25 protein-coding genes, 1 tRNA gene and 1 pseudogene are annotated in these 22488 nt (G+C 62.7%); 14 read left to right on the forward strand and 13 right to left on the reverse strand.

Annotated elements, in window-relative coordinates:
* Positions 1-173: 173 nt before the first annotated feature.
* The 5 genes from ACVISU_RS10565 to ACVISU_RS10585 all read right to left on the reverse strand — a co-directional run bounded on the left by ACVISU_RS10565 (position 174) and on the right by ACVISU_RS10585 (position 5237).
* A complete protein-coding gene (locus tag ACVISU_RS10565) occupies positions 174-701 on the reverse strand; it encodes a flavin reductase family protein (protein WP_456706917.1) in 528 nt (175 codons plus the stop codon).
* 46 nt (positions 702-747) lie between these two features.
* Entirely contained in the window at positions 748-1107 is a 360-nt protein-coding gene (locus ACVISU_RS10570) for a VOC family protein (protein ID WP_456706918.1), read from the reverse strand.
* 84 nt (positions 1108-1191) lie between these two features.
* The gene (locus ACVISU_RS10575; RefSeq protein ID WP_456706919.1) at positions 1192-1584 is read right to left on the reverse strand and encodes a hypothetical protein; all 393 of its coding nucleotides are present in this window, start codon (positions 1582-1584) and stop codon (positions 1192-1194) included.
* Positions 1585-1689: 105 nt separating this feature from the next.
* Positions 1690-3705, reverse strand: coding sequence for an acetyl-CoA carboxylase biotin carboxylase subunit (locus tag ACVISU_RS10580; RefSeq protein ID WP_456706920.1), 2016 nt, complete (start codon positions 3703-3705; stop codon positions 1690-1692).
* A gap of 2 nt (positions 3706-3707) precedes the next feature.
* Positions 3708-5237 (reverse strand): acyl-CoA carboxylase subunit beta, encoded by a 1530-nt coding sequence (locus ACVISU_RS10585; RefSeq protein WP_456710799.1) that lies wholly within the window; start codon positions 5235-5237, stop codon positions 3708-3710.
* Between the two features lie 132 nt (positions 5238-5369).
* On the opposite strand from ACVISU_RS10585, the gene ACVISU_RS10590 reads away from it, so the two are divergent.
* Together ACVISU_RS10590 and ACVISU_RS10595 are read left to right on the forward strand one after the other, a co-directional pair.
* Positions 5370-6776 (forward strand): helix-turn-helix domain-containing protein, encoded by a 1407-nt coding sequence (locus tag ACVISU_RS10590; protein WP_456706921.1) that lies wholly within the window; start codon positions 5370-5372, stop codon positions 6774-6776.
* 312 nt (positions 6777-7088) lie between these two features.
* Entirely contained in the window at positions 7089-7724 is a 636-nt protein-coding gene (locus ACVISU_RS10595; RefSeq protein ID WP_456706922.1) for an Lrp/AsnC family transcriptional regulator, read from the forward strand.
* A 161-nt stretch (positions 7725-7885) separates the two neighbouring features.
* Here ACVISU_RS10595 and ACVISU_RS10600 read toward each other — a convergent pair whose 3' ends face one another.
* Positions 7886-8209 carry a DUF736 domain-containing protein gene (locus ACVISU_RS10600; protein ID WP_163155369.1) on the reverse strand — a complete coding sequence of 108 codons (324 nt, stop codon included), beginning with the start codon at positions 8207-8209 and terminating at the stop codon, positions 7886-7888.
* Between the two features lie 975 nt (positions 8210-9184).
* Here ACVISU_RS10600 and ACVISU_RS10605 point away from each other — a divergent pair.
* Positions 9185-9559, forward strand: a complete 375-nt coding sequence (locus tag ACVISU_RS10605) for an excisionase (RefSeq protein WP_456706923.1) — start codon at positions 9185-9187, stop codon at positions 9557-9559.
* Here ACVISU_RS10605 and ACVISU_RS10610 read toward each other — a convergent pair.
* On the reverse strand, positions 9556-9978 hold the full coding sequence (locus tag ACVISU_RS10610; protein ID WP_456706924.1) for a hypothetical protein: 423 nt from the start codon (positions 9976-9978) through the stop codon (positions 9556-9558). The two genes, ACVISU_RS10605 and ACVISU_RS10610, sit on opposite strands and share 4 nt — an antisense overlap.
* 54 nt (positions 9979-10032) lie before the next feature.
* On the opposite strand from ACVISU_RS10610, the pseudogene ACVISU_RS10615 reads away from it, so the two are divergent.
* A pseudogene (locus ACVISU_RS10615) lies at positions 10033-10464 on the forward strand (site-specific integrase); the annotation flags it as partial.
* Positions 10465-10599: 135 nt separating this feature from the next.
* Here the strand turns inward: ACVISU_RS10615 and ACVISU_RS10620 are convergent.
* Positions 10600-10676, reverse strand: a tRNA-Pro gene (locus ACVISU_RS10620).
* A 78-nt stretch (positions 10677-10754) separates the two neighbouring features.
* On the opposite strand from ACVISU_RS10620, the gene ACVISU_RS10625 reads away from it, so the two are divergent.
* The 5 genes from ACVISU_RS10625 to ACVISU_RS10645 all read left to right on the forward strand — a co-directional run bounded on the left by ACVISU_RS10625 (position 10755) and on the right by ACVISU_RS10645 (position 15124).
* Positions 10755-11741 carry an L-threonylcarbamoyladenylate synthase gene (locus ACVISU_RS10625; RefSeq protein WP_456706925.1) on the forward strand — a complete coding sequence of 329 codons (987 nt, stop codon included), beginning with the start codon at positions 10755-10757 and terminating at the stop codon, positions 11739-11741.
* A gap of 102 nt (positions 11742-11843) precedes the next feature.
* Entirely contained in the window at positions 11844-13271 is a 1428-nt protein-coding gene (locus ACVISU_RS10630) for an FAD-binding oxidoreductase (protein ID WP_456706926.1), read from the forward strand.
* Between the two features lie 14 nt (positions 13272-13285).
* On the forward strand, positions 13286-13726 hold the full coding sequence (locus tag ACVISU_RS10635) for a GNAT family acetyltransferase (RefSeq protein ID WP_456706927.1): 441 nt from the start codon (positions 13286-13288) through the stop codon (positions 13724-13726).
* 19 nt (positions 13727-13745) lie between these two features.
* Entirely contained in the window at positions 13746-14327 is a 582-nt protein-coding gene (locus ACVISU_RS10640; protein ID WP_050406836.1) for an NUDIX hydrolase, read from the forward strand.
* A 458-nt stretch (positions 14328-14785) separates the two neighbouring features.
* Positions 14786-15124, forward strand: coding sequence for a hypothetical protein (locus tag ACVISU_RS10645; protein ID WP_244522235.1), 339 nt, complete (start codon positions 14786-14788; stop codon positions 15122-15124).
* Positions 15125-15130: 6 nt separating this feature from the next.
* On the opposite strand, the gene ACVISU_RS10650 is transcribed toward ACVISU_RS10645, so the two are convergent.
* Positions 15131-15547 carry a TspO/MBR family protein gene (locus tag ACVISU_RS10650; RefSeq protein ID WP_456710800.1) on the reverse strand — a complete coding sequence of 139 codons (417 nt, stop codon included), beginning with the start codon at positions 15545-15547 and terminating at the stop codon, positions 15131-15133.
* A gap of 305 nt (positions 15548-15852) precedes the next feature.
* Between ACVISU_RS10650 and ACVISU_RS10655 the strand changes: the two genes are divergently transcribed.
* Complete coding sequence (locus ACVISU_RS10655; protein ID WP_456706928.1) at positions 15853-16401, forward strand: fasciclin domain-containing protein; 549 nt, start codon at positions 15853-15855, stop codon at positions 16399-16401.
* Between the two features lie 1016 nt (positions 16402-17417).
* On the opposite strand, the gene ACVISU_RS10660 is transcribed toward ACVISU_RS10655, so the two are convergent.
* Positions 17418-17858, reverse strand: a complete 441-nt coding sequence (locus tag ACVISU_RS10660) for a hypothetical protein (RefSeq protein ID WP_456706929.1) — start codon at positions 17856-17858, stop codon at positions 17418-17420.
* Between the two features lie 265 nt (positions 17859-18123).
* Between ACVISU_RS10660 and ACVISU_RS10665 the strand changes: the two genes are divergently transcribed.
* Positions 18124-18378, forward strand: a complete 255-nt coding sequence (locus tag ACVISU_RS10665) for a hypothetical protein (protein WP_050406832.1) — start codon at positions 18124-18126, stop codon at positions 18376-18378.
* An 84-nt stretch (positions 18379-18462) separates the two neighbouring features.
* Here the strand turns inward: ACVISU_RS10665 and ACVISU_RS10670 are convergent, their stop codons facing one another.
* Positions 18463-18936 carry a hypothetical protein gene (locus tag ACVISU_RS10670; RefSeq protein ID WP_456706930.1) on the reverse strand — a complete coding sequence of 158 codons (474 nt, stop codon included), beginning with the start codon at positions 18934-18936 and terminating at the stop codon, positions 18463-18465.
* A 124-nt stretch (positions 18937-19060) separates the two neighbouring features.
* On the opposite strand from ACVISU_RS10670, the gene ACVISU_RS10675 reads away from it, so the two are divergent.
* Both ACVISU_RS10675 and ACVISU_RS10680 read left to right on the forward strand, forming a co-directional pair.
* Positions 19061-19828 carry an SDR family NAD(P)-dependent oxidoreductase gene (locus tag ACVISU_RS10675; protein ID WP_456706931.1) on the forward strand — a complete coding sequence of 256 codons (768 nt, stop codon included), beginning with the start codon at positions 19061-19063 and terminating at the stop codon, positions 19826-19828.
* A 170-nt stretch (positions 19829-19998) separates the two neighbouring features.
* Positions 19999-20259: a helix-turn-helix domain-containing protein gene (locus ACVISU_RS10680; RefSeq protein WP_021076090.1), complete on the forward strand. Its 261-nt coding sequence runs from the start codon at positions 19999-20001 to the stop codon at positions 20257-20259.
* A gap of 280 nt (positions 20260-20539) precedes the next feature.
* Here ACVISU_RS10680 and ACVISU_RS10685 read toward each other — a convergent pair whose 3' ends face one another.
* A complete protein-coding gene (locus ACVISU_RS10685; protein ID WP_456706932.1) occupies positions 20540-21514 on the reverse strand; it encodes a hypothetical protein in 975 nt (324 codons plus the stop codon).
* Between the two features lie 129 nt (positions 21515-21643).
* Between ACVISU_RS10685 and ACVISU_RS10690 the strand changes: the two genes are divergently transcribed.
* Positions 21644-22168: a collagen-like protein gene (locus ACVISU_RS10690; protein ID WP_050406829.1), complete on the forward strand. Its 525-nt coding sequence runs from the start codon at positions 21644-21646 to the stop codon at positions 22166-22168.
* Positions 22169-22224: 56 nt separating this feature from the next.
* On the opposite strand, the gene ACVISU_RS10695 is transcribed toward ACVISU_RS10690, so the two are convergent.
* Positions 22225-22452, reverse strand: coding sequence for a hypothetical protein (locus ACVISU_RS10695; protein WP_050406828.1), 228 nt, complete (start codon positions 22450-22452; stop codon positions 22225-22227).
* Positions 22453-22488: the final 36 nt, after the last annotated feature.

Consider the following 22488-nt stretch of genomic DNA (forward strand, 5'->3'; position numbering starts at 1 on the left):
ATCTGGTCAGCGAACTTGTTCCCCCGCATTGGTATTTCTCCTGCGTTTGCGACAGATATCCTCTTGGCCGCCGGACCCTATGACCTGAGCCTTTGCTTCGCATTCGCGGTCGGCGTCCGGGCGCTATTCTCACTGAGTGCGACACTCATTCGGCAGCCCATGCGCCGGACCCTCTAATGCTTCGGTACGGTGAATTCACCGTTTACGTAGACAAGCGGCTCGCGATCGAGGTTGGTCGTTTGGGCAACAACTTCGCCGACGAAGATCGTATGGCTGCCGGCATCGTACGAACCGGAGACGCGACAGTCGAAGCTGCAAATTGCCTCGATGAGGCTCGGCGCACCTGTCGTGAGCTGACGCCACAAACCGTCAGCAAAGCGTATGTCGCCCTTGCTTCCGTCTTGCCCGGCAAACTTCTTTGCGAGTTCAGCGTGATCCGCCGTGAGAATGTTCCAGCAAAATGATCCGCTCTGCTTTATTGTGTCGTGGCCCCCGGCGGTCTTGTTGACGCAAACGAGCACGCTCGATGGTTCGGTTGACAATGAGCACCCGGCCGTCAACGTCAAACCGTGTCTGCCCGGTCGCACACCCGTCGTCACGATAGATACCGCACCGGGCACGTGGCGCATTGCGCTCCGGAATTCCGCGCTGCTGAACACCGGGGATGGTTGGTTTGGCATCGGTGACACTCGGAAGTTCATGGTGATGGATTCCCGCAAATACTCGAACCGAGTTGCCCGGAGCCGGCTAGCCGCCCTGCTTCTTCGACGCTTGAAAGAGCTGGATCGTGTTGTTTTGCGGATCCTTCAAGCAAGCCACACGACCATGCGCCCCCATGTCCCGCACTTCGCTGAAAATCTCGGCTCCCAGGGCGCGAGCCCGATCGAGTGTCAGCTCCAGATCATCCACTTCAAATACGACGACCGCGTTCCGAGCCCCTTCGGAGGCCGACTCTCCGGGGCCTGCGATGCAGAAGGCGGCCTTCTCTCCGGCGAATTGAATCCATTTGGCGCCGTCGGCAAAGCGGATCGCCAGTCCAAGCGCTTCATAGAAGCGGGCTAACGCTTCAGGTTCCTGCGCGGTAAGATAGATGTGCTTGAGCTTCATCGCTTGCTTTCAATTCCGAGCGCACCATCAATCCGTGACCTCCGGCCACGCTTGTATGATGATACTTGCGCCGCCCGGTCGGCATTAATGTTCGAAGATTTCACCGCGCGCATCGCCCATCAGCATAATATGCTGCAGACTATCCAGGCCGGCTTGTTTAATTTCCAGCGCATGCGACGACGAGAGACGATTCATGGCGTCATTCGCAACCCTGCCGTTTTTTCGGCAGAGCGTTCGAGCGCGTAGCATCGCTTGCGCCGATTGCGATTTGCCTGACGCTGATCCGTTGAATACGTGTGAACCCGCCGCCGCTGAGCGCTTGCGCAGCTCGCGAGTTATCCGATAACCGATTTTTCCTTTATTGGACCCTGCCGGCGCATTCGCGCATATGCGAACAAGCTTTCTCGTATCGTGGAACTGCGCTACGCGTTGATGTGGCGCTGACTGAAAGCCAGATGCAGGCAAGAAATTGGTCAACCTTGATCGCCCGCAGCCCGTTGCATATGAGGGCGGTCGCCCTTTTTCCGCCTTGGGTTGCCGACATCTCCTTACGGTAGAATGCGAAGATCGCGATCCCTATTGTCAGGCGAACTCCAGGATCAGCGCATCGACTGCGAGCGTGGCGCCGGCGGCGGCGTGGATCTTCTTGACCGTGCCATCGCGCTCGGCGCGCAGCACGTTCTGCATCTTCATGGCTTCCACGACCGCGAGCGTCTCGCCGGCCTTGACCTCCTGCCCCTCGGTCACCGCGATCGACACCACGAGACCCGGCATCGGGCACAGCAACTTCTTGCCAGTGTCGGCGGCCGAGACCAGCGGCATCAGCCGCGCCGAGGTCGCTTCGGTCTCGGTGAAGACATAGACCGGCACCTCAAAACCCTGATGCGCGAGACGGAAGCCGTTGTTGATGGCCCGCACCTGGACGGCGACGAAATTGCCGTCGATGGCACCTTGCCAGACCGGCTCGCCCGGCGCCCAGCTGGACACCAGATTGTGCGGATTGCCCGGCAACCCGTCGGTGCCGATGAAGCGCACCGCGATGGCGTCGTCCTCGCGCGCGACATCGAGCGCGATCTCGGCTCGGTCGAGCCATACCGCGCGGCGGCGCTCGCGCTGCACCACGCGGCCGCCCATCTGGCCGGATATCTGCCGCTTGCGTTCGCCCAGCACGTGATCGATCGCGGCACCGACTGCCGCGAGACGCCGCGCGATCTCGCCCTCGGGGGCACGCGCGGAAAATCCCTTCGGGAATTCTTCCGCGATGAAGCCGGTCGAGAGCCGGCCCTCGCGCCAGCGCGGATGGTTCATCAGCGCCGACAGGAACGGAATGTTGTGCCTGATACCGTCGACATAGAACGCGTCGAGCGCGGTCGCCTGCGCCTCGATCGCCGCCGCGCGCGACGGCGCGTGGGTAACGAGCTTGGCGATCATCGGATCGTAATGGATCGAGATCTCGCCGCCTTCCTGCACGCCGGTGTCATTGCGGATGGTGATGCCGTCATGGCTGGCCTCGGCCGGCGGACGGTACTTCACCAGGCGGCCGATCGAGGGCAGGAAGTTGCGGAACGGATCCTCGGCATAGACGCGGGATTCCACCGCCCAGCCGGTCAGCGTGACGTCCTTCTGCGCGATCGCGAGCCTTTCGCCGGCCGCGACGCGGATCATCTGCTCGACGAGGTCGATGCCGGTGATCAGCTCGGTGACGGGATGCTCGACCTGCAGGCGGGTGTTCATCTCCAGGAAGTAGAAGCTCTTGTCCTGGCCGGCGACGAATTCCACTGTGCCGGCCGAATCGTAGTTAACCGCCTTGGCCAGCGCGACCGCCTGCTCGCCCATCTTGCAGCGGGTGGTCTCGTCGAGCAGCGGCGACGGCGCCTCCTCGATGACCTTCTGGTTGCGGCGCTGGATCGAGCACTCGCGCTCGCCGAGATAGATCACATTGCCATGCTTGTCGCCGAGCACCTGGATCTCGATGTGCCGAGGATCGACGATGAATTTCTCGATGAACACGCGGTCGTCGCCGAACGACGACTTCGCCTCGGCCTTGGCGAGGTTGAAGCCCTCGGCGACCTCGGCCTTGGAATGCGCGATGCGCATGCCCTTGCCGCCGCCGCCGGCCGAGGCCTTGATCATCACGGGATAGCCGATCTCGTCGGCGATCTGGACGGCGTGCTTGTCGTCCTCGATGACGCCGAGATGGCCCGGCACGGTCGAGACTTTCGCCTTCGCAGCGGCCTTCTTGGATTCGATCTTGTCGCCCATCGCGGCGATGGCGCCGGGGTTGGGGCCGATGAAGACGATGCCGGCGGCTTCCAATGCACGCGGAAACGCCTCGCGCTCGGACAGGAAGCCGTAGCCTGGGTGCACCGCCTGCGCGCCGGTCTTGCGGCAGGCCTCGACGATCTTGTCGATCAGAAGATAGCTCTCGGCCGCAGCGGGCGGGCCGATCAGCGCGGCCTCGTCGGCCATCTCGACATGCAGCGCGTCGCGGTCGGCCTCGGAGTAGACGGCGACCGTCTCAATTCCCATACGGCGCGCAGTCTTGATGACCCGGCAGGCGATCTCGCCGCGGTTGGCGATCAGGATTTTCTTGAACATGATCACAGAGGCAGGTTGTCGTGTTTCTTCGCGGGGATCTCGACCTTCTTATCGCTGAGCATCGCCAGCGCCCGCGCGATCCGCTTTCTTGTTGAATGCGGCATGATGACGTCGTCGATGTAGCCGCGCTCGGCGGCGATGAAGGGGGACAGGAAGCGGTCTTCGTATTCCTTGGTTCGCGCCGCGATCTTGTCGGGGTCGCCGATGTCGGAGCGGAAGATGATCTCGACCGCGCCCTTGGCGCCCATCACCGCGATCTGGGCGGTCGGCCAGGCGTAGTTCATGTCGGCGCCGATCTCCTTCGAGGCCATCACGTCGAAGGCGCCGCCATAGGCCTTGCGGGTGATGATGGTGACGAGCGGCACCGTGCACTGCGAATAGGCGAACAGCAGCTTGGCGCCGTGCTTGATCAGGCCGCCATATTCCTGCGCGGTGCCCGGCAGGAACCCCGGCACGTCGACGAAGGTGACGATCGGGATGTTGAAGGCGTCGCAGAACCGCACGAAGCGCGCGGCCTTGCGCGAAGCATCCGAGTCGAGCACGCCCGCCAGCACCATCGGCTGGTTGGCGACGAAGCCGACCGTGCGGCCGGCGATGCGGCCGAAGCCGGTGACGATGTTCTTGGCGAAGGTCTCCGATATCTCGAAGAAGTCGCCCTCGTCGACGACCTTCAGGATCAGCTCCTTCATGTCGTAGGGCTTGTTCGGATTGTCGGGGATCAGCGTGTCGAGCGAATTGTCGACCCGCTCGATGGAATCGAAGCTCGGCCATTCCGGCACGCCATCCGAATTATTCGACGGCAGGAAGTCGATCAGCCGGCGCATCTGCAACAGCGCGTCGACGTCGTTCTCGAAGGCGCCGTCGGCGATCGAGGAGCGCGTCGCGTGCACCGAGGCGCCGCCGAGTTCCTCCGCGGTCACCACCTCGTTGGTGACGGTCTTCACCACGTCGGGGCCGGTGACGAACATGTAGCTGGTGTTCTTCACCATGAAGATGAAGTCGGTCATCGCGGGCGAATAGACGTCGCCGCCGGCGCAGGGGCCCATGATGACGGAGATCTGCGGGATCACGCCTGACGCAATGACGTTGCGGCGGAACACATAGGAATAGCCGGCCAAGGCCGCGACACCCTCCTGGATGCGCGCGCCGCCGGCGTCATAGAGGCCGATGATCGGCGCCCTCGCCTTCATCGCCATGTCCTGAAGTTTTGTGATCTTCAGCGCGTGCGTTTCGGAGAGCGAGCCGCCGAACACCGTGAAGTCCTTGGCGAACACGAAGGTCTTGCGGCCGTTGACGGTGCCCCAGCCGGTGACGACGCCGTCGCCGGGGATCTTGCTCTTCTCCATGCCGAACTCGATCGAGCGGTGCTCGACGAACATGTCGAATTCCTCGAACGAGCCCTTGTCCAGCAACAGCTCGATCCGCTCGCGGGCCGTCAGCTTGCCGCGGGCGTGCTGCGCCTCGATTCGCTTTTCGCCGCCGCCCAATTTGGCGCCGGCGCGACGTTCTTCAAGAGCTTCAATTGTGGAGATCACACAACACCCCGGTGGGTCCGCGAGCAGGTCTTACCCCGCCATACACAAGCGATCCGAGGCCCGAGAAGGCTTGAAGACGCACATTTGCACATGTTACAGAAATGAAAACAGCAAATTGCGAAGTTGCAAATGGCAGGAAAGCTTTATATCGGCCGCAGATTCCGCGAGGTAAGGGAGAGCAAAATGCTCACCCAGGCGGCATTCGCGGAGCGGCTGGGAATCTCGCTCAGTTACCTGAACCAGATCGAGAACAATCAGCGGCCGGTCTCGGCCTCCGTGCTGGTGCTGCTTGCCGAAAAATTTCAGGTCGACCTGAGCTCTTTGTCGCTCAACGACAGCGACAAAGTCATTTCGATGCTGGCCGAGTCATTGGCTGATCCGATCTTCGCCTCCTACGCGCCCAGCATACAAGAGTTGAAGCTGGTGGTTCAGAACGCTCCCGGTTTTGCTCAAGCGCTCCTGAACGCGCATCAGGCATATCGGCGCAACAGCGAGCAACTCGCCAGCCTGGATAGCCAGATCGCCAACCTGGCGGGAGAACCGACGGCTTATGAGGAAGTTCGCGATTTTTTTCACCTGGTCGACAATTACGTCGATGAGTTGGATACCGCTGCCGAGGCTCTTGCCGACCGGCTGAATATTCCCGACAGCAACCCGACGACCGCGTTGATCAGCTACCTGGAAGCGAAACATGGCGTACGGATTCGCCAGAGCGGCCCGAACGAGACTTCATTGCGGCAATTCGATCGCGCATCGCGCACGCTGTTTCTGAGCCAATATCTGCCGACACCAACCCGGACCTTCCAGATCGCCCTGCAAATCGCAGCTCTCGAACAAGAAGAGCGGATTGGTCAGATTGCAGATAAAGCTACATTTCGATCAGTCGATGCCCGAAACGTGTGCGCCGCCGGATTGCGAAACTATTTTGCGGGCGCCCTCGTTCTACCGTACCAACGATTCCTGCAATCCGCTCGAGAGCTGCGGCACGATCTCGAATTGCTCGCGACCAGGTTCGGCGCAAGCCTGGAGCAGGTTGCTCATCGCCTGTCGACGCTTCAACGGCAGGGCTCGAAGGGGGTGCCCGTTTTCTTCGCCCGATTGGACCGCGCCGGGAACATCACCAAACGCCACAGCGCGGCAAAACTGCAATTTGCACGCTACGGAGCCGCCTGCCCGCTCTGGAATGCGCACCAGGCATTCGAGGCCCCAAGCCAAATCATTCGGCAACTCGCCGAGACACCGGACGGCATTCGATTTCTTTGCATCGCAACCGAACTTTCGAAAGGCCGGGGCGGCTTCGGCTCTCCTCGCCCGCGCTATGCCATCGCGCTGGGATGCGAAGTCTCCTATGCAAAAGATTTCGTATATGCAGACGGGCTTGAGCTCACAAGCAAAGGCACTTTCGATCCGATCGGAATTTCTTGTCGAATCTGCGAACGGACCAACTGTCCTCAACGCGCGATCCCGCCGCTCAAGAGCAGATTGAGAATAGACCGCGATCGCAGGGACATACTGCCCTACCAATTACCCGGCTAGATTCGTCGACGACAAAGCCGGGCCCTCCAATGACCGCGGGCTGGGCTGGGACCGGTTCAGTTCCCGCGACCGGATCAGTGCACAGATTGCAATCGCGTTGCTCATCACGACGGCAGCCGCCAACTGCGCGCGGGCCACATGTTCGGGCGGCAAGATCAGATTGACCGTTTTTCGATACAAGTCGTCATTTTATCGAAATTCTACACGCCCGGGCGAGAGATAGCATTTGTTTCATCGAGATGTCACCTCGCGGAATAACGCGAGGGGCCGGGCCTCGATGGGACGACGAATGCTTGCCCATGGGAGAATGAAATGACGACGACGGCTTTGGACAGGATCGACATAAAGATCTTGAATGAACTGCAGCAGAACGCAAGTTTGACCAACGTTGAACTCGCTTCCCGCGTCAATCTCTCACCGTCTCCGTGTCTCGCTCGAGTTCGAACGCTCGAAAAACTCGGGGTCATTGACCGGCGAATTGCGGTGCTGGATCCCGCAGTTCTCGGCATCGGCGTTACAGCATTCATACAAGTAAAGCTTGAAAGGCAGGCCCAGCCATCACTCGAGAGCTTTACGCGTTCAATCGATCGCCTTGGCGAGGTGATGGAATGTTATCTCATGACCGGCGACAACGATTATCTTCTTCGTGTTATGGTGTCTGATATCGAGGCTCTCGAGGATCTCATCGTAAACAAGCTCTCCCGCATAACCGGCGTTTCGAGCATTCGCTCGAACCTGGCCCTGAAGCGGATTTCCCACAAGACGGTGCTCCCTATCGACACGAACCGGCCAGTTCAGGTCAAGCCGTGCAGCTCTTCCAGGCGCCTCGACAGGCCCGCCAAACAGCATTACGACGCCTCGCCCCAGGCGAGGATCGATGGCGGCATGAATCTCGAGACTTCGCGGATTTCGCGGGGTGACGGGCAGTACCCCTCAAGCCTTCCTTAGGCAAAGCCGCGCAGGAGAACAGTCTCGACCTTGCGCTCGTTGTTCGTGCTTTTTTGCCCAACGCACAAACATCGAATGCCGTTCGGCGTTCGATCGCGCACGCTTAAGCTGGCCGCTGGAGAAAGGCTCCCGCGCGAGGTGCGGGAGCCCAAGATCCCGGGCTAGTCGCCGGGATTCCAGATCAGGAAAAAGCCGTTGTCGTCGCCCAAGCCGACGGCTCGGCCAAGGTTGGCGTAGAGCTTGCGAGACCCGAGTTCAGGTGCCGCAAGTGACAGGCTGACGTAGTCCTTGCCGCTGCTTTCGCCACGCCGAATCCAGCCGGCTCCGATCTCAACGCCCTGGGCGAGGATGCGGAAGTCCGGCTGAGCCTCAGTCGACTTGGCGCTGTTGGGAACGATGTCGATGTGGGCTCGGATGGACAAGGTCTTGAGCTCGCCCCTAAAGCCGCCGTTGTCGTTGCGGGTGACGAATCCGATCGCAGTCATGGTCTGTCTCCTTCGCTGCCGCAGGGCGGATCCCCTGCGATGGCGAGACCGTCATGGCGGCCGGAACGCCGCCGAACCCCTGGGGCGAAGCGTCAGCGGCGCACCCGAGCTCGCGCCTTTTTTGCAGCGAAGCGGCCGCGAGGAGCCGGCTTGCCGGCGGGGAAAAAAGAAGCATGCGAGGGTTTCGGACGGCGGGACGGTTGCCATAGGTCGTACAGCCATGAGCAGGGAAATCGTCCCCGAAGCAGCGGCAAGACAGACATCGAGCGCACCGGGATCCCGAACCGAAGAGCACCCATGGGGCCGTCAGGCCGAGCCCCACCTGTCGAATCTACCAGTAGCGACAAAACATCCAACCCGATAGAATCTAGCAAGCCGTGTCGAGCCCGCAATTGGGTTCAAGGAACCCATTCTGCGATTGCGTACGGGTGGACTGCCCCGGCCCAGTAAGCGCCGCATATTGTTGAACCGGATAGACCTATCGGCCGGCGTGTGAATCGCTGCGCATAGCCAGGTCAGCGGCCAACTTCGTCGAGCCTGTTTCGCCCGCACCGTTGACGGTAGCAAAGATTGACCAATTGAAATTTAGCCGAAACGAACAACGTGAAAATGAGGCCCTTCGCAAAAGTGATCGATATCCGCACCTAAGCTAACGCTGGCGCTTCCGTCCCAGGCATTCTTCCTGCCCGCTCATGTCGGCCCAAACTGCGGCTCGTCGCAATTGAGTTGCCGTCCACGGGTTGATTGTATGTGCCGATGGGCTCTGACAATCCCGAGACGTCCAGCACCACGGGGCGGCTGATCAAAAGCGGCAACGCTGATCAGGGCCGCACCTTTGATCAATGCAGGATAACATGTCCGGCTCCCGTCACCCCCGAGACAAACACACGCTCTAAACAATCAGAGAAACAAGAATGTCACTCGCCTAAGGCCCGATCATCGTCAATGCGTTCGCGATTTCGCGATGCCGCTGACATGATCGACACAAAGCACCGCGAAGCTGTTGGTCTGCATGATCCGCTTCGGCTTTCTGTAGCAGCGGCCGTGGCATTTCCCGATGGTTCGATGACCGCCTCCGGGTTGCGCAGAGAGAGTTCTCGCGGAAGGCTCGTCATCGAGCGCATTGCAGGCAAGGATTACACGACACTCTTTCATATAGAGAGAATGAGGGAATTATGCCGCGTCCAAGCAAAGGAGCCCGGCTCTACAGACGCAAAGCACGGTATCGCGGAGGCGACCTCGTCGCCCAGTCCGTTTGGATTATCAAAGACGGCGACCGGCATATCGCCACAGGATGCATTGCGAGCGCGTCTGAAACAAAGCCTCCGCAGAAAGCAGAGCAAGCGCTAGCAGACTACATCGCGCAAAAATACCAACCGGAGCGCAGCCGACGAGATATCGACGACATCGATTGCGCCGACGTGCTGTCGATCTATCTGACCGATATCGGCGAGCCCGGTGATCAGTTTGAAATCGAAGCGAGGATCGACCGGCTTAATGACTTCTGGGGCGGCAAGAAGCTGGCGGCAGTCAACGCGCAAACCTGTGCCGGTTACGTCAAACATCGCGGCAGCCGGGGCGGCGCGCGTCGTGACCTCGAGACTTTTCGTGCCGCGATCAACCATCATGCAAAGGAGGGATTTCACCGCGGCACGGTTCGCGTATCCCTCCCGGCAAAAGGTGAGGCACGCGACCGATGGCTGACACGCAGCGAGGCGGCGGCCCTGATTTGGCAATGTTGGCGCTATCGCGAAAAGCAGACCGTCCATGCCGGCAGCTCAAGGGGCAACCCGGTCCGGACAGACCGCCGGCCGCTGCGACACGTGGCCAGATTTATCCTGATCGGCCTCTACACCGGCACCAGGGCCGGGGCAATCGCGGCGGCATCGCCTTACCCCGAGCTTGGACACTCGTACGTCGATCTCGAGCGTGGTATCTTCTACCGAAGGCCGATCGGGAAGCGAGCTACCAAGAAGCGTCAGACGCCAGCCCCGCTCCCACCCCGGCTATTGGCTCATTTGCGTCGTTGGCAAGACCGGAAGCTGATCAACACCTGCTTCGTCGAGTTCAATGGCAAGCCGGTCGCTTCCGTGAAGAAAGGCTTCAAATCTGCCGTGGATCTGGCCAGGTTACCCGGGAAAGTCACTCCGCACACGTTGCGCCACACGGCAGCGACCTGGTTGATGCAGCGCGGCGTGCCGATTTGGGAGGCAGCCGGGTTCCTCGGCATGTCGGCGGAGGTCCTGCAGGAAACCTATGGCCATCACCATCCCGATCATTTGCACGGGGCGGCGGCAGCCATTGGCCAGAAAGCGCGGTATGTTTCGGTGGTCAAATCGGTGGTTGACTTGGGAACAGCCACCGATGAGAAGAAAAAACCTAAGGAAATCTGGTCGGAGTGGCAGGATTCGAACCTGCGACCCCTGCGTCCCGAACGCAGTGCTCTACCGGGCTGAGCCACACTCCGACTAGGAGGCCGGCTTATAGCGTCGGGTTTCGGGGACCGCAAGGGACCAAAGGCAACCAATTGAGGAATTGAGTCACAGTGGATACAGGCCTGAAAACGCACGTTTTGCCCGCCGGCGCCGCCGCCACGGCGACCGCGGCCGGGGTTCTGGCCGAGGGCGGCCTGGTGGCGTTTCCGACCGAGACGGTTTATGGCCTCGGCGCCGACGCCGGCAACGCCGCCGCGATCGCCCGGCTCTATCAGGCCAAGGGCCGGCCGGCCTTCAATCCGCTGATCGCCCATGTCGCCGATCTCGGCGCCGCGCGCCGGATCGCCCTGTTCGACGGGCAGGCGTTACGACTGGCGGAAGCATTCTGGCCCGGTCCCCTGACCCTGGTGCTGCCGAAGGCGCTCTCCTGCCCGGTCGCCGAACTCGCGACCGCCGGGCTCGATACGGTCGCGATCCGCATTCCGGCCCACAAGGTGGCGCGCGATATCATCAAGGCCTTCGGCGGTGCTGTGGTAGCACCGTCGGCCAATCTCTCCGGCCACGTCTCGCCCACCACGGCCGAGCATGTGAACGGCGATCTGGCGGGCCGGATCGACATGATCGTCGATGGCGGCCCCGTCGAGGTCGGCGTCGAATCCACCATCGTCGGCTGCTTCTCCGATCCGGTGCTGCTGCGGCCGGGCGGGCTGACGCGCGCCGAGATCGAGCGCGTGCTCGGCCATCCCTTGCGATCGCCGCCGCAGGATGCCGAAAGCGACGCTCAGCCGATCGCCCCGGGCATGCTCGCCTCGCATTATGCGCCGCGGACGCCGGTGCGGCTCAATGCCATCGATGTCCATGTCGGCGAAGCCTTGCTGTCGTTCGGACCGGTCAAGGTCGCGCGGCGCGAATGCGCCTCCGTCGAGATGAACCTGTCCGAGCGCGGCGATCTGGCCGAGGCCGCTGCCAATCTGTTCGGCTACCTTCGCACGCTCGACAAGAGAAACGCGGATGCTATCGCAGTGATGCCCATACCCGAGGACGGGCTCGGCGAAGCCATCAACGACCGGCTGCGCCGCGCAGCGGTTGGACGTTGATCCGGAAATGTGCCAGCCGGTTGTCCGCGCGACAGACCCCAGGCGTTTGCGCCGCGGTCATGCCACAATAAAGATCCCGACTGAGTGAAAGACCAAGAAGAAATGAACACCGTCCAATCAGCGGTGCCGCCGCTTCCGCCCGAATTGCTTGCAAGATTCCGCGCCATCGTCGGCGACAAATATGCCGTGACCGATACCGCCGACATCGCGCCTTACGTCACCGAGGAGCGCGACCTGTTTCACGGCCGCTCGCCGCTGGTGCTGCGGCCGGGCTCGACCGCCGAAGTCGCCGCGATCTGCAAGCTTGCGAGCGAGCACCGGATCGCGCTGGTGCCGCAGGGCGGCAACACGGGCCTCGTCGGCGGCCAGACGCCGCACAATGGCGAGGTCGTGGTGTCGCTGCGGCGCCTCGACAAGATCCGCGACATCGATGTCGAATCCAACACCATGACCTGCGAGGCCGGCGTCGTGCTGCAGATCGCGCAGCAGAAGGCAGCCGACGTCGACCGGCTGTTCCCGCTGTCGCTCGGTGCCGAGGGCAGCTGCACCATCGGCGGCAACCTCTCGACCAATGCCGGCGGCACCGGCGCGCTCGCCTATGGCGTGGCGCGCGAGATGGCGCTCGGCGTCGAGGTCGTGCTCGCGGATGGCCGCGTACTCAACGCCTTGTCGAAGCTGAAGAAGGACAACACCGGCTACGATCTGCGCAACCTCTTCATCGGCGCCGAAGGCACGCTCGGCATCATCACCGCGGCAACCTTGAAGCTGTTTCCGAAGCCGCGCGCGGTCGAGACCGCCTATGTCGGCCTGAAATCGCCCGCGGCGGCATTGAAGCTGCTGTCGATCTCGCGCAACGAGGCGGCCGGCAGCCTGACGAGTTTCGAATTGCTCGCCGACATCGCGGTCGACTTCTCGATCCGCCACGGCATCGACATCCGCGATCCGCTGGAGAGCAAGCATCCCTGGTACGTGCTGATGGAATTGTCGTCGTCGCGCGACGACGCCCGCGATGCGCTGGAGGCGATCCTCGCCCAGGGCATGGAAGACGGCATCGTCGACGACGCCGTCATCGCCGCCAATCTGAGCCAGCGCCAGGCGTTCTGGAAGCTGCGCGACGAGATGTCGGCAGCGCAGAAGCCGGAAGGCGGCTCGATCAAGCACGACATCTCGGTGCCGGTCGCGGCCGTGCCCGCCTTCATCGAAGAGGCCAACGCGGCGGTCGTGAAGCTGATCCCGGGGGCGCGGCCGGTGCCGTTCGGCCATCTCGGCGACGGCAACATCCACTACAATATCAGCCAGCCGGTCGGCGCCAACGCGGCCGACTTCCTGGCGCGCTGGCACGACGTCAACGCCGTGGTGTTCGAGATCGTGCTGCGGATGGGCGGCTCGATCTCGGCCGAGCATGGCATCGGCGTGCTCAAGCGCGACGAGCTGCCTGACGTCAAGGACAAGGTCGCGATCGAGCTGATGCGGCAGGTCAAGGCGATGCTCGATCCGCTCGGCATCATGAACCCGGGCAAGGTGCTGTGACCGTGCAGGCGACAATGCCCGCCTCCCTCGCCATTGCAGAGATCACCGACGCCGACGTCGGCGCTGTCGTCGCGCTGTGGCAGGCGTGCGGCCTGACCCGGCCTTGGAACGATCCGGCCGCCGACATCGCGCTGGCACGGCGCGGGCCAAGCTCCGCCATCCTGGTCGGCCACAGCTCGGGCACGATCGTCGCAACTGCGATGGTCGGCCATGACGGCCATCGCGGCTGGGTCTATTACGTCGCCGTCGATCCCAACTGCCAGGGCAAAGGGCTTGGCCGCGCCATCATGGCGGCCGCCGAGGACTGGCTGCGCAATGCCGGCGTGCCGAAGCTGCAATTGCTGGTGCGTCGCGAGAACGCCAAGGCGGGCGGCTTCTATCAATCGCTCGGCTATGAGGAATCGACCTCGGTGATGCTGGCCAAATGGCTCGACGGTCGCGAAGCTATTCCGTGATAGAACTGAGGATCGACGCATGAGCATCGCCGACCGCGTCCGCGTCAAGGACGTCGAGCTGCTGTCGAAACGCCGCTACGAGCTGAAGAGCGCGACCTTCGATTACCGCCGCAGCAATGGCGAATGGCAGACCCAGGTGCGCGAGGTCTATGACCGCGGAAACGGCGCGGCGCTGTTGCCCTACAATCTGAAGACCCGCACCGTGGTGCTGGTGCGCCAGTTCCGCTATCCCGCGTTCGCCAACGGCTATGACGATCTCCTGATCGAGGCCGCCGCCGGCATGCTCGACGACGCCGCGCCGGAGGCGCGCATCCGCGCCGAGGCGGAGGAAGAGACCGGCTACCGGCTCGCACATGTGCGCAAGGTGTTCGAAGCCTTCATGACGCCGGGTGCGGTGACCGAGAAGCTGCATTTCTTCGTCGCCGAATACGACGCCGCGATGCGCGTCAGCGATGGCGGCGGACTCGCCGACGAGGGCGAGGACATCGAGGTGCTGGAGCTTGCGATCGACGATGCGCTCGCCATGATCGGCGATGGTCGCATCGTCGACGGCAAGACCATCATGCTGCTGCAATACGCAGCGCTGCATTTGTTCAGGTGAACGCTGCGCCGTCCCTGCGTGGACCGAGGCGGCTCACGCCATCAGCTAGACAAAATATCGAAAACAACCCCATGCACAGTAGCCGGCAATGGGCCGGCGCTCGACTTGACACGTCGGGCAACTCACGGATACATTTCCAATATTCCGAAATCACCCGGTCGCGCGCTGGCCCCTGGAGCCATTTCCGTTCCGATGCAATCGGACGGGGCTCTAGAATCTTGTCTCGACGGGCTTTTCTTCACGGAAGCCGGTGGTCACTTCGCTCGACAAAGCTCTAGATCGCCAATGGGATGCCACCTTAATACGGCACCGGCCTGTATCGATGCCGTGAGATCCCGGCGGCTTTGCAGGACCTGGTGATCCAAACACCGATCCAAGGCGTATCTGCATCGGTTCCCATGCTGTATTCGCCGCTGCCCGCATGTCGGCCGCATCGGGATCGTGCTCACGGATGATCGATGATCGGGGTTTTCGTCTCCGTTACGGGGTTCAAGCCGGCCAGTCGGATCAAGCTGGTGCCGTTCTGGTGGCATACGCTCAGATGCCTGGCGCAGGCACGCCGGGCGCCGGGCAACGTTTCCGTGTCGGCAAGGGTCGCGAACGGCTATTACCACACAGTCACGGTGTGGACAGACGAGAACAGCATGCGGGCTTACATCAGGGACGGCGCGCATCGAAGGGCGATGGTGAGCCACAGGTCGCTCGGCACCGGGCGTGTCCATCATTTCTATCATGGCCGCCCGCCCAGCTGGGGCGAGGCCTACACGGAGTGGCTTCGGTGCGCCAGGGAAGTGTGACATCCGCTAATTCAGGCGGACGATCTCGACATTCAGCAGCGAGGCGAACGCCACCCAGCATGCGTAAGGGGCGAAGAGAAGGGCACTGACCTTGTCTGCCTTCCACGTCGTGACCTGGAAGATGACGATTGCGGACAACAAGGCAAGGATGACGGCAAGCGCCGTGAGGGGCCGGTGCAAGCTGAAGAATATCGGCGACCAGGCGAAGTTCAGAGCCAGTTGCGTCAACCAGATTCGCCGGCTGATGCGCAAAGCCCGCTCCCAAACACGCCAGCCCGCGATGGCGATCAACAAGTAGATGATCGACCAAGCCGGAGCGAACACCCAGTTGGGCGGATTGAACGCAGCCTTGTTCAGGGCTGCGTACCAGACATCGGGCCTGTTCAGATACCCCATGGCAAAACCGGCCCCGAGCACTGCCACGACGAACAAGACCAGCCTTCCAAACCTCATGAGCGATGTATCACGATGCCAGACATCATGACTGCCCTTCCCGACGATTCCGTGCTGGTGAAACGAAGGCTCGATGAGGCTGGATCACCCGTTTCGCAATTTATCTGCGAACGGTGATCCGGGAGCATTCAGGCAGCGTTCCACGTGAAGTCAAGGCGCGATCTGCGTCCTGATTTTCGCGCGATGGTCCACCGTCATTCGACTGTGGCGCGCCTCGTACACATCGCATCGATTGCAAACGGGCAATGCCCGACCTCACGAATGGAGACGCTCACATGAAACTTTCCGTGCTTGGCTCTGCCGCGACTGCCGTGCTGATCGCGTTTGCAGGTCCATTGCCTGAAGCCTCGGCCAAGGAAAAGACCGTGATGGTCGGAGGCGCTGCGATGTATCCGTCGAAGACGATCGTCGCCAACGCCGTAAATTCGAAGGATCACACGACGCTGGTCGCGGCGGTCAAGGCTGCAGGGCTTGTCGACACGCTGTCGGGACCGGGACCTTTTACCGTGTTCGCACCGACCAATGCAGCGTTCCGCAAGCTTCCCAAGGGGACGGTCGAGACACTCGTGAGGCCCGAGAACAAGGCGACGCTCACCAGGATTTTGACGTACCATGTCGTTCCCGGCAAGCTGAACGCCGATCAGCTGATGGACGGACAGACCCTGATCACCGTCGAGGGCGAGCCGCTGAGGGTACGGAAGACCGGCGGCAAGGTGATGATCGTCGACGCCAAAGGCGGCGCAGCGACCGTGACAATCCCGGACGTCAACCAGTCGAACGGCGTCATTCACGTCGTCAATTCGGTGCTGATGCCGGCAAGCTGAGGTCTGTCGGAGTGATCGTTATTGCAGTGACGGCGCACTAGACCGCGAACGCGACGTTGAGTGCACCGTCACCGCAACTCAGCAACAGAGCGATCGACGGACAGGAACGATGCGGACACCATTGGCCGCCCTGCCCGGCAGCCTCCTCGTGCTGGAACGATGCGTCGGAAGGCTTTACCACCTGCTTTGAATTTTATCAGCGGGCGGTGATCCAGGCGCAGTGCACGCCGCGGCATGAAGGCAATGCGCCGTCCGCGTGGCTTAGCGGCGCCACGCTTTTGCGCGGTCGACGAGCTGCTCGTCGGCGAAGCCGTTGCCAAACAGCAAATAATAAGTCCCGGCACTCCGGGGAGGAGCGCCGGGACTGAAAGTGAATGCGCCAACTTGGGGGCCGGGAACGCATCCACGCTCGGTTAATTTTCCCGACCCGCAACCGTTCCTAAGAATTGGCCGCTTTGTTTCGGCCTGTGGCTTTTCGGCCGGTACCCGGCGTCCGTCGGGCGGTCAGCCGATCTGTCGTTCGCCTCGTGGAGAGGCCGCCCAATCGAAGCCGCCCTAATCGTCCCACGTGCGTTCACCGCATCTGCATTCGAACATGCGGACTTGGCGGCCGGTCTGCACGCTGAGCATGGTCCGGACCAGCTCCGGCTGCCTGCCGCAGCGGCACAGCTTGGCCGGCAGCTTTTCCATCTCCTCGCTTTGCGACCTTATTGCACTCATCAGACCCGTCCCGTGACGCACGAGTCTTAAGTTACAAAGTGAACACTTGTTCCTGGGACGCGAGACAGATACCGGAAAATGCATGGAACGGCTTGGGAGATGATCGGCGACTGCCCGGGCCCGGCCTGCCCGGGCATTCGCCGCTGTCACGGTACCAGTTCCACAAGTCCCGTCATCCCGCGCAATGGCAATGCCATTGCGCGGGGGTGACGGAGATGGATCGCGTCCACCCAAGCTGCAGATGTGGGCTGGGCTCGACGATCAGCTGTCGCTGGCCCCGCTCCACACCGTCAACCCTACTGCATCGTGATCGCAAGCCCGCTCAGATCGGCGTTGGCCATCAGGCCGACCTGGTGGCCGGTCAGCTCGAGCACGGCGCCCTTCTGATTGGTCAGCACGATCGCACGGGCGCCGCGGCCGAGGGCAAGCCCGGCGCCCGCCGCGCCGTAGACGCCGGCGACGTCGGACGGACGGTTGATGTTGCTGACGCGGCCGCGCAGCACGGTCTTGGAGCCGCCGAACACCAGGCCGTAGTCGAGACCACCGGTGGACAGCCGATAGGAGCGGCCGCGGAACGTCAGCACGCCGCTGCCGCCGGAGCCGCCGATGAACCATCCGGCCTTGTAGATCGTGAGCGTCACGAAGCCGCTGTCGGCGCGCGCGGCAGTGGAGAACGCGAGGCCCGTGAAGGCCAGCAGTGCGACCAGCGCGGCGCGAAGGGTGGATGAAAATTTCATGTGCGGTTTCCCCAGGATCGTCGATTGGTTCACGTCGATTTGCGCGTGTCGCGAGGCGGCACGAATCGCGACGCGCCGACTGTAGCAAGCGCGTCGTCAGGCGCAATTTGGCACAACAGGCGCCCATCGGTGACGGAAATGTCCGCGCAAACGGTGTTGAACCTGGTCCCGGGGTTGCCACACTCACTGCATGTCCGGGGCGATCGACCCCTGAGCTCCGGGATTTCCCCGCCGAGCATTCACATATTCAAACCGGAGATTTCCCATGCGTCGTCTTGCGATTGCCTGTGCCGTCATTGCCGCCACCGTGTCCGTGCTTGCCGCGGCAAGCCCGGCCAGCGCCACGCCCTATCATCTGATCCGCTGGCAGGACACCGGCTTCTGCCAGATCTGGGACCAGAGCATCCCGACCACGCCATGGCCGGCGAATTTCGCCGTCGTCAGCGAGGAGCTGCCGACCTTCGACGCCGCGTTCAGCTACAAGACCGGTCTCCTCAACAACGGCACCTGCTCGTTCTGAGCGATTCCCGATCGCGCAGAGGGCGGGCACGCGGCAGCAGCGCGGCGTCCGCCCTTGTGCTGTCAGGTATCACGTGATCTGACGTCAGTGATGCTTGATCAGCGCGTCACGCGCGGCGGCGAGTTCGAGGAACGCCGCGCCGTTGCCGCCGCCATCAGGATGCACCGTCTTGGCCGCGCGCTTGAACGCCTGATGGACCTCGTTCGCGGCGAGGCGGCGACCGAACGGCAGGCCAAGCAATTGCCGGTAGCGCTCTTCCTGCGTCAGCGCCTTCGGCGTCAAACCACGCCGGCCGAACTGCGGCGCAGACAGCATGTGCAACGCATCGCTAACGATGCCGAGACGGCGCATCGCCATCGATCTGGTGCGGCGGTCGGCTGATTTCAGCGCCGCGTGGCGCAGGATCGGCAGCACCTGTGCGGCCGCATGCCGCAGCGTGTCGTCGATGTCGGTCGTGGCGATCTCGGCGATCAGCCTGACCATCTCGCGATAGTCGGGATCGGGCGACGCGCAGAAGCGCTCGATCGCAACTTTCCAGTGTCTGATATGCGGGTCCATGATCGGTCCGTACTGTCATCCGAATCCGGATGACAGCAACGCGCAAACGCGGCTTGGCGTTTCGGTTGGGGCAGTTTTGAATAGTGTTGTCGACAACGCTTACAAATCAGAACGAGGAAACGCCATGGCCCTTCTCGACAATCACATCGCCGTCATCACCGGCGCAGGCTCGGGCATCGGGCGCGCCATCGCTCTGGGCTATGGCCGAGAGGGCGCGCGCGTGGTGCTGCTCGACATGAACGGCGATGCGGCGGCCGAAGCGGCCAAGGAGATCCGCAACGCCGGCGGCAAGGCTGAGAGCTTTGCGCTCGACGTGACCGATCGCGACGCCTGCGTCGCGATGGCGAAGCAGGTCGCCGACAAGGTTGGCTCCGTCTCGATCCTGGTCAACAATGCCGGCATCGCGCGCCGCAACGGCATGCTCGGAACCGACGAGGCCGTGATCAAGGATTGGGAAGACATCATCTCGATCAATCTCACCGGCGTCTTCAACGTGACGCATTCCTTCCTCGCACCGCTGCGCAAGAACAAGGGACGCATCGTCAACATCGGCTCGATCCAGTCCTTCGTGCATCTGCGCACGCCGAGCTCGCCGGCCTACACCGCCTCCAAGCACGGCGTGCTCGGGTTCACCAAGGCGCTTGCCGCCGAGCTCGGCAAGGACGGCGTGCGCGTCAACGCGATCGGCCCCGGCTTCATCGAAACGCCGCTGAACGAGAAGGTGCGCGCCACCAATCCCGACCTCGTGAAGGTCTTCATGGATCACACCCCGCTCGGCCGCGCCGGCAAGCCGGAAGACATCGTCGGGCCTGCGATCTTCCTCGCCTCGGACCTGTCGGCCTATGTCTCGGGATCAATCGTGATGGTGGATGGCGGTTACCGGACATTGTGACCGATGGAACCGCAATCGTGGCGATTTCTGGGTATTTTGCTTACAAAGCAGGGAGTTAGCGGCGCGTTAAGGTCTTGTTAACCAAACCGGCACACCGTGGATCTACGGGGTAGTTGGTTTCTCGATGTCTCCGCCTCATCGACGAGGCGGGCGTTGATCGGGAGGAGTTCATGTCTTACGCGTCCACCGTACCGTCGCCGGAAGCGCTGCTGCCGTCGCTGGCTCCAAATGAAATCGTTCCATTGCTGATCGGTGCGACCGTCGATGAGGTCGAGCGGGAACTGGTGCTGCAAACGCTCGCGCGCTGCGACGGCAACCGCACCCGTGCCGCGCGCGTGCTCGGACTGTCGGTCCGGACCTTGCGGAACAAGATCCGGGAATATTCGGCCGACGGCATCGACGTGCCGCACAGCGAGCACGCCGCGGCCTAGTTCTGCTGTGTCAGGAATCCCTCACGGTGAGGAGCGCGAAGCGCGTGTCGAACCATGAGGCCCGGCCGGTGGCCTCGTACTTCGAGACGCCCCGCTTCGCGGGCTCCTCTTAGGATGAGGGGATGGACCGGTTGTGACGCAGTAGACCTAAAGCGCGATGCGATTGTGTTGAATCGTCATCGCGCTTCAGCTTGTCGTTTGAGCATGATCTCCGCGCAAACGCGTTCCGCGTTTGTCGCGAGGGAAAACCGCTTCGCACTTTTCCGGATCATGCTCTAGCTCAGATCGGCAGGTCGATGGCAAGACGCCGCCAGCGCGACAACAACGCGCCGTCCTCCTCACCGAGGCAGCGCGCGAAATGCACGTCGGTCGTCGCTGTCCGTTGCAGCGTCTCGGCCACCAGCGTGGTCGCATAGTCCCAATAGTCGCGGCGTCCGTTCGGATCGTCATCGACGAGGGACTTTGCGAGGATCTCGATGTAGATCGCGGTGACGGCAACTTGCCAGAACTCACTTGCGGGCCTCTTTGCGGAGGGCACGCCGGCCCGCGCCTGCCACATCAGCCAGTAATTTTCTTCGCCTCCTGCCCAATGCGATGACGGCAGGCAGGGATCGAGGCATGGTGAGCGGCACAGCAGTGGCTGCGTGGTCCGCGCGTCGCAGAACACGGCATGGTCGAGCTTGTCGTACCAGCTCACGCGCAGCAACCGGCGGATCTCGTCCTGCTCGTCCGCAGCAAGCTCTCGCCTGCCCGCCCGCTCGAGGTCGCCGACGATCGCAGCCACGCGATCGCGATCGAACGGCTCGACCTCGAGCACCACGCCGATGTTGCGCGGAAACAGCGCATCGAGCATGACGATCATCTGGCGATAGAACGCGCGCGCCAGGCCGCCGCCGCGCCACGCCTTCGCAACACCGACGTAATTGCAGAAGATCAGGTCGCTTGCGTGATCGTAGGTGAAGAAGCCGAGCCCGATCGCGTGCCCGCCGGCGCGCAGGATGAAGCAGCGCGAGTCGAGACGATATGAGATTGCCTGACTGCCGACGCTGAACTGTCGCCGCTCTCCGACATCGTCCGACAGCACCCAGCGCACGATGTCTTCGGAGCTGTCGCGCTCGGTTGGCGGGAACAGCTCCTCATAGAGCTCGAGCACACCCGTGCCGCGAAGGGCTGCGTCGTCGCGCACGTGTTGGCGTGCCACGACGATGTCGAGCGGTTGCGATGCTGCGCCGTACCTGCCGTTCAGAAACCGCAACGCGTCCTCCGTCACGATCTTCGCATCGAATTATGACTGTTGATCGCTTGCATCGGCGCCGCCGGGCAGAATTGAAGCCGTCGTCCAACCTCTGTTACAAGCGGCTTCACATCGCGACGGAGCATATCAGTGGCTGACGAGACAGTTTCCCGCCGGGGGGCACGAGGAGCGCAGGGGCCGCAGGGCCGTCAAGGCGAGCCGGGAAAGCCCGGTCCTCAGGGACATCCGGGACGCCCGGGGCCGGAAGGTGCGCGCGGCAAGCCGGGTCCTCAGGGCAAGCAAGGCCCGGTCGGTAAGGCAGGCCCCCAGGGCAAGCCGGGGGCGCAAGGCAAGGCTGGCGTGCAGGGTCCGCGCGGCGAAGCTGGTCCACAGGGCCCGCAGGGCCCGGCCGGCCCGCGCGGTGAAGCCGGCCCGCCCGGCCAATTGCCGTCGATCGAGCAGGTGATGCCGTGGCTGCACCTGATCTTCGACGCCTGGGAAGACTACAAGCGCACCAAGGAGCGTGAAGCCGCAGAGCTCGCCGAACGCGATGCCGCCGAACGCGCGGCAGCGGAAGCGATCGCCCTCGACGACGCGATCGATTTCGCTGATGATGACGACGAGGACGACGATCGCAAGAAAAAGAAGAAGCACCGCAAGAAGGACAAGAAGTAACCCGTCTTGTCACCACGCCACGACCCGGCCGGCGCTGTCCGCGTCGCGCTTGACGTTCAGCGCTCCGCGCCCGGATTGGCCGGAGGGTCGGAAGGCCGGCCGAGCTGCATGAGCTGGAAGACCCAGCGCATCGCGTAATGCCAGGCAACACCCGCGAACGCCCCGCAGGCCGACAGGATAATGACGTTGGTGAGGTCGATCGTGCCGCTCGACCACAGCATGCCGCAGGTCCAGAGCACGGCGAACGCAATCGAACACAAAGTGAGCGGGGCGGCGGGCTTCATGGCGGTGCTCCCGGGTCGGGGTGAACGGCCATGATC

Source organism: Bradyrhizobium sp. USDA 4452 (genome assembly GCF_054063575.1).

Excerpts from the sequence above, each read along its gene's own strand:
- ACVISU_RS10655 (WP_456706928.1), top strand. The coding sequence starts at position 15,853 with ATGAAACTTTCCGTGCTTGGCTCTGCCGCGACTGCCGTGCTGATCGCG.
- ACVISU_RS10580 (WP_456706920.1), bottom strand. The coding sequence starts at position 3,705 with ATGTTCAAGAAAATCCTGATCGCCAACCGCGGCGAGATCGCCTGCCGG.
- ACVISU_RS10695 (WP_050406828.1), bottom strand. The coding sequence starts at position 22,452 with ATGAAGCCCGCCGCCCCGCTCACTTTGTGTTCGATTGCGTTCGCCGTG.
- ACVISU_RS10675 (WP_456706931.1), top strand. The coding sequence starts at position 19,061 with ATGGCCCTTCTCGACAATCACATCGCCGTCATCACCGGCGCAGGCTCG.
- ACVISU_RS10565 (WP_456706917.1), bottom strand. The coding sequence starts at position 701 with ATGAACTTCCGAGTGTCACCGATGCCAAACCAACCATCCCCGGTGTTC.
- ACVISU_RS10640 (WP_050406836.1), top strand. The coding sequence starts at position 13,746 with ATGAGCATCGCCGACCGCGTCCGCGTCAAGGACGTCGAGCTGCTGTCG.
- ACVISU_RS10570 (WP_456706918.1), bottom strand. The coding sequence starts at position 1,107 with ATGAAGCTCAAGCACATCTATCTTACCGCGCAGGAACCTGAAGCGTTA.
- ACVISU_RS10610 (WP_456706924.1), bottom strand. The coding sequence starts at position 9,978 with ATGGACGGTCTGCTTTTCGCGATAGCGCCAACATTGCCAAATCAGGGC.
- ACVISU_RS10670 (WP_456706930.1), bottom strand. The coding sequence starts at position 18,936 with ATGGACCCGCATATCAGACACTGGAAAGTTGCGATCGAGCGCTTCTGC.
- ACVISU_RS10635 (WP_456706927.1), top strand. The coding sequence starts at position 13,286 with ATGCCCGCCTCCCTCGCCATTGCAGAGATCACCGACGCCGACGTCGGC.
- ACVISU_RS10645 (WP_244522235.1), top strand. The coding sequence starts at position 14,786 with ATGATCGGGGTTTTCGTCTCCGTTACGGGGTTCAAGCCGGCCAGTCGG.
- ACVISU_RS10605 (WP_456706923.1), top strand. The coding sequence starts at position 9,185 with ATGATCGACACAAAGCACCGCGAAGCTGTTGGTCTGCATGATCCGCTT.
- ACVISU_RS10595 (WP_456706922.1), top strand. The coding sequence starts at position 7,089 with ATGACGACGACGGCTTTGGACAGGATCGACATAAAGATCTTGAATGAA.
- ACVISU_RS10665 (WP_050406832.1), top strand. The coding sequence starts at position 18,124 with ATGCGTCGTCTTGCGATTGCCTGTGCCGTCATTGCCGCCACCGTGTCC.
- ACVISU_RS10680 (WP_021076090.1), top strand. The coding sequence starts at position 19,999 with ATGTCTTACGCGTCCACCGTACCGTCGCCGGAAGCGCTGCTGCCGTCG.
- ACVISU_RS10630 (WP_456706926.1), top strand. The coding sequence starts at position 11,844 with ATGAACACCGTCCAATCAGCGGTGCCGCCGCTTCCGCCCGAATTGCTT.
- ACVISU_RS10590 (WP_456706921.1), top strand. The coding sequence starts at position 5,370 with ATGGCAGGAAAGCTTTATATCGGCCGCAGATTCCGCGAGGTAAGGGAG.
- ACVISU_RS10600 (WP_163155369.1), bottom strand. The coding sequence starts at position 8,209 with ATGACTGCGATCGGATTCGTCACCCGCAACGACAACGGCGGCTTTAGG.
- ACVISU_RS10660 (WP_456706929.1), bottom strand. The coding sequence starts at position 17,858 with ATGAAATTTTCATCCACCCTTCGCGCCGCGCTGGTCGCACTGCTGGCC.